8 protein-coding genes are annotated in these 6190 nt (G+C 50.4%); 3 read left to right on the top strand and 5 right to left on the bottom strand.

The features are described from left to right. Positions 1–110 precede the first annotated feature (110 nt). Positions 111–449 carry a hypothetical protein gene (locus tag NNO02_RS15290; protein WP_271455181.1) on the top strand — a complete coding sequence of 113 codons (339 nt, stop codon included), beginning with the start codon at positions 111–113 and terminating at the stop codon, positions 447–449. A 41-nt stretch (positions 450–490) separates the two neighbouring features. On the opposite strand, the gene NNO02_RS15285 is transcribed toward NNO02_RS15290, so the two are convergent. Genes NNO02_RS15285 through NNO02_RS15265 form a run of 5 tightly spaced genes read right to left on the bottom strand, consistent with a single transcriptional unit; the run spans position 491 to position 5132 of the window. After that, positions 491–2020: a conjugal transfer protein TraG N-terminal domain-containing protein gene (locus NNO02_RS15285; protein ID WP_271455180.1), complete on the bottom strand. Its 1530-nt coding sequence runs from the start codon at positions 2018–2020 to the stop codon at positions 491–493. Then, positions 2020–2352 (bottom strand): hypothetical protein, encoded by a 333-nt coding sequence (locus NNO02_RS15280; protein WP_271455179.1) that lies wholly within the window; start codon positions 2350–2352, stop codon positions 2020–2022. Before NNO02_RS15280 ends, NNO02_RS15285 begins: the two co-directional genes overlap by 1 nt. A gap of 1 nt (position 2353) precedes the next feature. Continuing rightward, positions 2354–3769 (bottom strand): integrating conjugative element protein, encoded by a 1416-nt coding sequence (locus tag NNO02_RS15275; protein WP_271455178.1) that lies wholly within the window; start codon positions 3767–3769, stop codon positions 2354–2356. Between the two features lie 14 nt (positions 3770–3783). After that, the gene (locus NNO02_RS15270; RefSeq protein ID WP_271455177.1) at positions 3784–4734 is read right to left on the bottom strand and encodes a TIGR03756 family integrating conjugative element protein; all 951 of its coding nucleotides are present in this window, start codon (positions 4732–4734) and stop codon (positions 3784–3786) included. Further along, on the bottom strand, positions 4734–5132 hold the full coding sequence (locus NNO02_RS15265; protein ID WP_271455176.1) for a TIGR03757 family integrating conjugative element protein: 399 nt from the start codon (positions 5130–5132) through the stop codon (positions 4734–4736). Before NNO02_RS15265 ends, NNO02_RS15270 begins: the two co-directional genes overlap by 1 nt. A gap of 225 nt (positions 5133–5357) precedes the next feature. Here NNO02_RS15265 and NNO02_RS15260 point away from each other — a divergent pair, with 225 nt between their 5' ends. Together NNO02_RS15260 and NNO02_RS15255 are read left to right on the top strand one after the other, a co-directional pair. Further along, positions 5358–5918 carry a mobilome CxxCx(11)CxxC protein gene (locus tag NNO02_RS15260; protein WP_271455175.1) on the top strand — a complete coding sequence of 187 codons (561 nt, stop codon included), beginning with the start codon at positions 5358–5360 and terminating at the stop codon, positions 5916–5918. Positions 5919–5929: 11 nt separating this feature from the next. Then, a complete protein-coding gene (locus NNO02_RS15255; protein WP_271455174.1) occupies positions 5930–6148 on the top strand; it encodes a hypothetical protein in 219 nt (72 codons plus the stop codon). The last annotated feature ends 42 nt before the right edge of the window (positions 6149–6190 follow it).

Below are 6190 nucleotides of genomic sequence, written 5' to 3'. Positions count from 1 at the left end.
ACCTTACCGTAATATATCATTATTAGATCACCCTCATAGATAATTTCATAAATTATATACTCGACAATGAAAGCATTCATCATTTATGTGAAAGGAAATATTTCATTCATATGATTGATGTCAAATGGCTTATTGCGCTTTCTCAGAAAAAATGCTGGGATTTTATTTTGACTGGCCTTGCTAATATGCTAGGGTTTTCTTATCAAGAGGAGCTAATAATGAAAGATAACGATAAAGCATCACCTCCATCAGATGTGTGGGCGATACTCTTCAATGGTTTAGTTAAGGCTATAAAGATGATCTTTTCGATCATTATCACTGTAGCCGGAAGTAAAGCGGTTACCTCAACCGACGATGAAGAACCACATACAGGCTACAGAAACGGACATAGCGGCTACGGTAACTACGGAGAGAATAACCAAAGAATATATTCTGATGATGATTTATAGAAGCAGGCAACAAGGTTTTTTCTATTGCCTGCTTTTTGAGATTATTTTTTTGCTTTAGATGCCCCTTTTGTGGCTACAGTTTTAACGACCTCACCAGCGACGCCGGGTCCTTTAGCCCCAGCTTGCTGTGATCCTTGACTAGCCTTATCAACCCCCGAAGACAGAGCCTGTCCTATATTCACCCCACTCCAGCTCACAGCCCCAAACCAGAACATCGGCAGCACCACATACATCGCCCCCAGCACCAGATTCATGATCCAGCCATCCGAGCCTGTACTGGCAAGCCAGTTATTGAAGCTGTTCGTGTATCCTTTGTAGCTGGCATACATCAGCTCAATGAGTTTGTCATCCAGCCAGCCGCCAAGCTCCCACCAGAACGGGACAAATATCAGCGCAAACATCGCAAAGGTAATGGTGACCACCACTTTCGGATCGTAAGCGCCAAACAGCATAACCAGTGGGATACACACCACGATAGCCATCAGTAAAACAGCGTGAACCATCGGCAGAGCCTGCCGCAGGGCATCAAACGCCGGGAGCTGCGTCACCTGAGCAGAGAGCGCACCAAGACCACTCAGCGCCTGCTTAATGCCGGTATCAATACCCGTTCCCTGCCCCTGCTGATTACCCATCATGTAAGTATCGCCCCCGCCAGACAGGTGCGTGTTCTGCGGACTCACCAGCCAGCGCAACAGGCTTTCTTCCCAGTTACCAGGGGATTTTGCCTTCATCATATTGACCGTTCGGGTATCAAAGCTTTCCAGCAGACGGCTTTTCAGCCCCTTACTCGATGCGCTCCACCAGTCTTTACAGGTTGGATAGCCGCCACGGCCAACATTGGGGTATCCACTGTCCCGGCTTTCGCTATACGACCACGCAGATCGCGGTGACGTCGAGGTGTAATAGTCGTAATACCCTGAAGTATTGAGAAAATAATCAGAACCAATCCAGCCAACTGAATCAATCGTGGCTGCGGTCAGTTTCGGATTGCTGTTCTTCAGCTTGTAATACGACTTCGCATAGCACTGGCTGGCAAACTCCTGAACTTCCTCCCGGATAATGGGATCGATCAGCTTAGTGTGCTGAACTTCAAAACGTAACAATCGAAAGTCATTCCCGCAGGGGATTGAGGCAATGGCCGCGTGCGTCACCCCTTTGGACAGCGAATGCACCAGATACCACCACGCCGGGATTTTCGCCGTCTGGCCGTTGAACTCTGCAATCAGAGGCCCATAGCCGGATTCATCCGGTTTAGGTACGTTCACACCACATTGGGAAGAACGGGTACGATCGAACTTCATCGTTGTGATATCGATATCCTGTATCGGCATCGCGCAGAACATGATCACCACAAAGGCAACATAGATAACATGCTCCATTCGCGGCAATGCCAGCGCCCCCTTGTTGCCTTCGTCATCTCCTTCTTCCCGAACCTTCAGCCAGACACCGGCGATTTTAAACGCCAGCGGAATAGCGAAAATCCCTGTGGTGGTAATAATCATCCACAGCGCGTTGTTGATGAGCCAGCCCATAAAGACCAGCACCATTTCCAGATAGCTGTCAGCCGTCATCACATCCCCCAACGCAAACTGGTGATTTCAATCATCACGAACAGGCAAACCGTCATTATTTCCAGCCGATAAACCTGAAAGCGCCGGGTACAGTGACGCAGGAAATAGCCCCTGACACGGTGGAACCAGAAAAACGTGATGACCGTGTACAGCGCCAGTCGCCAGAACAGGAGCGGCGTTTTTATCTGAAGTAACCACGTCCTCAGCTCCGTTTCGCTACCCACGAAATGCAGCAGCGTGAAGCTAAAACCCCCGAGAGCCAGCATGGCAACAATGCAGAACAGCAAGACCCGCAATACTCGCTGCCAGAGTGGTTTATGAATAACATCCATATCATTCCTCCGTCTTCTGATTCAGATTCTGCATGGCATCATCATTCTGCTGCACCGGCTGACGCAGACCATGATCGGCCTCGCGACTTTCCTGTCGCGTCAGCGTGACAAGAATGGAGTTATTGCTGATTGCTTTGCGGATCTCCATTTCGTTCTTCAGCGCCAGCACCTCACGGTCGAGGAACTCCAGACGACGATCGGACTCATCAAGCGCCATTGTCTGATCCGCCGCGTTCGGTTCCGACTGACCGGCCATCAACATCCGACGCATACCCAGCGCGGTGGAAATGGTCTCTGACATCGCCAGTTCGCTGGCAAGACGCTGTACCAGCGCAGCGTTATCCGGGTCATCCTTCAGCGCCTGAATAACACCACGGGATACGGCCAGATCACCCGTTTTCAGCGTTGCCAGATTGGTCGCATCGGGCGTCAGGTTTCCGTTAACCAGTTTCACAAGGATTTCCAGATTCTCCTGCGTGGTCTCTTCCAGCATCGGTGAAAAACCGACACCGGCAGTTGATGCACCAGGTTCGTTTTCCACGCCGCCACTGCTGCAATCGCTGGCCTCGGAACAGGTACGAATTGCCCTGTCACCCAGCACTTTAACAACGGCTTCCGCCGCCTCTTCGCTGGTCTTATACTTTTTGCACAAAGAGCCATTGCAGGCCGATCCGCTGACGCCGCCGCTACTGGTGACTGATTGCTTATTCAGAATATTGAAGCCCGCTTTTGCCAGGTCATGCGTGGGTTTAATCGCAGGCTGGCCGCTACCACCACGTTTTTGCCCACCAATCCATTTCACCCCCTCTTTGCCGGTGGAGGTTTTTAGCTGGTTATCCGCCGCCACCGCATCCGGCGTCGTGGAGACGATATTTTTGAACTCTTCCCCTATCGCCGCCTGCGTCCACTGGCTGGACATGGTGTAATCCGCCATTTTCTTCGACATGTTCTGGCAATTGAGCTGGGCTTTATCAAACGAAACATTGGCCTGAAGCACGCCATTGGTCAGCAGTTCATACAAGCCGGGGTTTGCCCGTTGAATAATCATCGCAGGCAAACTGGCTACCGCGCCGGTGGCGCTGCTGATCACGTTGCTCATCATGTCTTTAAAGCCACTGGTCACGCCATTGAGCTGATTTTTAACGGTAGTATTGATATCAAAATTGCCGCACATCAGATCGCTGTTCCAGCTGATCCCCATGCCCAGTTTTTCCATATTGTTGTTGCTGGGCGGCTGCGATATCACCGTCCCACCACCAATGGTGTAAAAGAGGTTATCGTTAACTGCGCCTTTCAATCCTTTGCTGGAATCAGTGTTAATCACATCATTATCCAGATCGAAAACCGCCCGGGCCGGAAGGCTCAGCGCAAGGCATCCCATCAGAACGCCTGCAAAAACTATGCGTTTATTCGTCATACTCACTCTCCTTGTTATTGATAATCGATGCTGTAGAGGAACGTCTGACCACGGCGCTTACAGCAGCTGTAGGGTTGCCATAACGCCCAGGCGTAATTGCCATCGGTTGCAATGGGATTAGGGCTGTCCGGAAAGACAGCGCAGGATGTGGACAGCGACGGCGTGAGCTGCTGCCATTTATGATTGCGGGTGCCGGTGTTTTCCGTGACCGGCGAAGGAGGCCAGTAGCCCGGGCTGGCACTGGCCGTCATGGGTTGATAAACGTGTATTTGCCCGATACGGGTGACAACATCTGCCGCACGCTGCGCAACGATCGCTGCCGCTTTATAGTCATCGACCTGAGTAACAAACCCGCTGCGGGGGTAGACGTTCCCCCACATCTTGCCGCCCGTTGTGGAGCCTATTTCACGCAGTCCGGGCGTCAGCGCTTCCGGATAAAACGACTCAGGCAAGCCAGAACGCCACATCACCGCATCGAGGGTACTGAGAAGATACGGCATCATCGCCGTGGTCGGACCGGAACAGGTATACCCCATTTGCCCCATGAACTTATTGAAGACGGGAGCGGCCAGCGCCGGATGACCGATAACATCCGCATTTTTGAATTGCAGGTTATCTTTCCGCTCAACGCGTTTTTGCTCGTTCGCACCGCCGCCTTCGGCAATACCGGAAAGCCCCGTTCCCAGAAACGACATTTCCGTCCAGGGATTACTGCCCGTCTGGTTGTAGCTGGAAACCACGGCATTGGGGATGTAGTGGCGTACTTTGGTGGAAGTCTTTACAACGCAGCCTACAGGCGTACAAAGCAGCCAGTAGCAAATGCCGACGATTTTGTATTCCAGGCACTGGGGAGACAACGCACTGGCGATGATCTGCGCGGAGTTAATTGCACCTGCCGCAAAGGGTTGAGTTGCGCAACCCAACGCCAGCGCAATCCCCAGCCGGTGTCGTCGAAATAGTTTCATCACCGCGCCCCCTGAAATTCAGCAAGGCGGGCTTCAGCTACCGCAACATCCGCCGTGCCGAAAACCACGTAGCGGTCGTCAAACACCACGGCGGGATACTTCGCCAGCTTCAGGCTGTATGCCTGTAGTACGCCCTGGTACGCCTGCGTGATTTGTTGCTGTTTTTGCAGCCAGCCCGGTGACTGGATAATGGTTTTCGCAACCTGCTCCGCCTGCACTGGATCAGCAGGCAACTCACCAAACAGCTGGCGCTGAACGGTATCCGGAGTATCCAGGTAAACCACCTGGTTGCTGGTAGCATTCAATGGGGGATGATGGCTGTCGGTGTAGACGACGGTCGCTGCTGGTGCCTGAGCAGCGACCGTCAGCAGCGAGATAAGGAACTTTGAAGGTCTCATAACGCACTCCTGTGAGGGGGGAAAATCACAGGGTGCACAGACCTGAAATGGGAAGCTGTAAACAAACAGAAATGAGAATTTGAAAATTTCTACCTGAAATTACTTAGCTATCTGCAAAACATCAGTGGACTTTCAGGCTTCGCATGACAGCTAAGTAAAGTGTAGAATTCACCTCTCAAATCTTGATTGGGGTTTTCTTGGCCCTTATGAAAAGGATACTGAATAATGACTACTCCAGATTTTACCAGTCGCTGTTTGGAGCAAGAGATTTATGCCTATGGTACAGCTTATCTATTCGAATCCAGAGCACGAACTTTGCGTTTTCGATTACGCATACTTAGTTTTCTGTCGCTTGCCGTGCCCGTAAGTGTTGGTGGCATCGCAATGGCAGCAGCAAATGAAAAACTATTTCCAATTATTGTTTCTCTTAGTGGACTATTAAGCGTTCCACTATTCGTTATGACTCTATGGTCTTTAGTTTTTCGTTGGGAAGAAAGACTTACAGCATCCGAACACGCTTGTAAAATCAACAATGATTTAAAGAATAAATGGCATGACTTGTCCCAATACAGGGAAAACGATGCAGAAGACAAGTTTCGTTCGCTTATAGACCGCGACCGTATACAGGAACAGCATGACAGAACGCAGGATGTCTCAGCAAAAGACAAAAGACGAATGATGAGAGCAAGCTTGATTCAGTATCGGCGAAAATGTGCAACTTGTGGAGTTCAACCCTCCTCCATGTCTGCAAAAGGAAGTTCATGTACCACTTGCAGTGAATTTTAAGGAGAATTTAAATGAGTGATAAAGCAAAACGAGTTCTGGCTATATGGACCTCATTAACGGAGGCCGAAAGAGAAGAAGCTGTAGAGTTAATCAATGAATTCCAGAACGCAAATGAAAAACGCAAAGAAGAAATCGCAATGGAGTCGTTTAATGAAAGCGCCTCACTTCGCAAATCTACGACAATGAACTTTGGCCCGTTGGGAGGCGGATGCCCATACTGCGGAAAATAATAATTGACAGAATAAGCTCCAGATTTTCCCTCTACTGGAGCT

Origin of the sequence: Citrobacter sp. Awk 2, assembly GCF_028069815.1 — a bacterium.
GTDB lineage: Bacteria > Pseudomonadota > Gammaproteobacteria > Enterobacterales > Enterobacteriaceae > Citrobacter.
The sequence above is the reverse complement of the archived record's forward strand: the minus strand, read 5'-3'. Positions and strand labels throughout refer to the sequence as shown.

Excerpts from the sequence above, each read along its gene's own strand:
- NNO02_RS15290 (WP_271455181.1), top strand. The coding sequence starts at position 111 with ATGATTGATGTCAAATGGCTTATTGCGCTTTCTCAGAAAAAATGCTGG.
- NNO02_RS15285 (WP_271455180.1), bottom strand. The coding sequence starts at position 2,020 with ATGACGGCTGACAGCTATCTGGAAATGGTGCTGGTCTTTATGGGCTGG.
- NNO02_RS15280 (WP_271455179.1), bottom strand. The coding sequence starts at position 2,352 with ATGGATGTTATTCATAAACCACTCTGGCAGCGAGTATTGCGGGTCTTG.
- NNO02_RS15275 (WP_271455178.1), bottom strand. The coding sequence starts at position 3,769 with ATGACGAATAAACGCATAGTTTTTGCAGGCGTTCTGATGGGATGCCTT.
- NNO02_RS15270 (WP_271455177.1), bottom strand. The coding sequence starts at position 4,734 with ATGAAACTATTTCGACGACACCGGCTGGGGATTGCGCTGGCGTTGGGT.
- NNO02_RS15265 (WP_271455176.1), bottom strand. The coding sequence starts at position 5,132 with ATGAGACCTTCAAAGTTCCTTATCTCGCTGCTGACGGTCGCTGCTCAG.
- NNO02_RS15260 (WP_271455175.1), top strand. The coding sequence starts at position 5,358 with ATGACTACTCCAGATTTTACCAGTCGCTGTTTGGAGCAAGAGATTTAT.
- NNO02_RS15255 (WP_271455174.1), top strand. The coding sequence starts at position 5,930 with ATGAGTGATAAAGCAAAACGAGTTCTGGCTATATGGACCTCATTAACG.